The organism is Bacillus sp. COPE52 (assembly GCF_003355115.1).
Lineage (GTDB): Bacteria > Bacillota > Bacilli > Bacillales > Bacillaceae_G > Bacillus_A > Bacillus_A toyonensis.
In genome coordinates this window covers 5,778,329-5,779,516 of record NZ_CP031292.1, presented here as the reverse complement: position 1 = coordinate 5,779,516, position 1,188 = coordinate 5,778,329, and the positions used below count along the sequence as shown (strand labels likewise).

The window sequence follows — 1,188 nt, the reverse complement described above, 5'->3', positions numbered from 1 at the left end:
AGATTTTTAACGTCTTTGTTTTGATATCCACAACAAGAACATAATTGGCTTGAAGCAAATGTTTTCGATACGACAATGACTTGTTTACCGTACCATTTTGCCTTATATTCCAACATAGTTCGAAACTGTGACCATGATACCTCACTAATCGCTTTTGCTAACTTATGATTCTTTAACATATTAGATACTTGCAAATCTTCTATACCGATAACATCGTGGTTTTTGATGATTTCAGTTGAGATTTTGTCCAAGTAATCTTTTCTAGCATTTGCCATGTATTCATGAATTCTAGCTACCTTTACTCGTTGTTTATTCCAGCGAGAAGATCCTTTCATTCTTCTAGAAAGAACACGCTGTGCTTTTACCAACTTCTCTTCTAACAATCGAAAAAACTTCGGATTTTTATAGGTTGTTCCATCTGACAAAATGGCGAAATCTTTTAGTCCTACATCTATTCCAATGTAAGAATTTGTTTTCGGAAGTTCTTGTACTTCTGTTTTAACTAACAATGAAACAAAGTATCTACCAGAAGGGTTCCATCTAACCGTAGCATTTAAAATACGTCCCTTTACTTCACGACTTTTGGCAAATCGAACAAGACCTAGTTTTGGCAATTTTATTTTGTTTCCTACAACAGCAATGTTTTCATTTGTTTGTTTTGTGGTGTAAGATTGTACGTTGTTCTTCTTAGATTTGAAACGTGGGGCATTGTTTTGTTTTTGGAAAAAACGTGTATACGCATCCGCAAGGTTGCGAACAGAAGACTGAATCGCAATACTATCCACTTCTTTTAGCCAAACAAACTCTTTCTTCATGGCAGGAAGTTTGGCAGAGCATGTACCATATGTCAAACCTTTTCCTGTTTCTTTGTATGCATGATCCCATAGAGATAGGAAATGATTGAATACAAAACGAGAACAGCCAATCGTTTTATTGATTAGAGTCGTTTGTGCTTTATTTGGATAGATACGAAATTTATATGCTTTATTGATCATCATTCATTTCACCTCCATTTCGATATGTATCTATTATATAACAAACATACATTCGATAGGTAGTGAAGTAACAATTTATGTATGTCGAACAATTAAGATGGCTCCCTGCCATCCCTTGTCCGAAGCCAATTCATCTCCCACCTACTCACTTAGCGTTCCTTGAGGAAGGAGTCTTCTTGGCTAAAATGATAAA

Annotated in this window: 1 protein-coding gene; it reads right to left on the bottom strand. The window is 35.4% G+C overall.

Translation table 11 applies throughout. The annotated features are described in order from the left end of the window. Nucleotides 1-998 (bottom strand): IS200/IS605 family element RNA-guided endonuclease TnpB (tnpB, locus tag DPQ31_RS29035; RefSeq protein WP_208732126.1); only part of this gene is annotated, 998 nt, incomplete at its 3' end. Nucleotides 999-1,188: the final 190 nt, after the last annotated feature.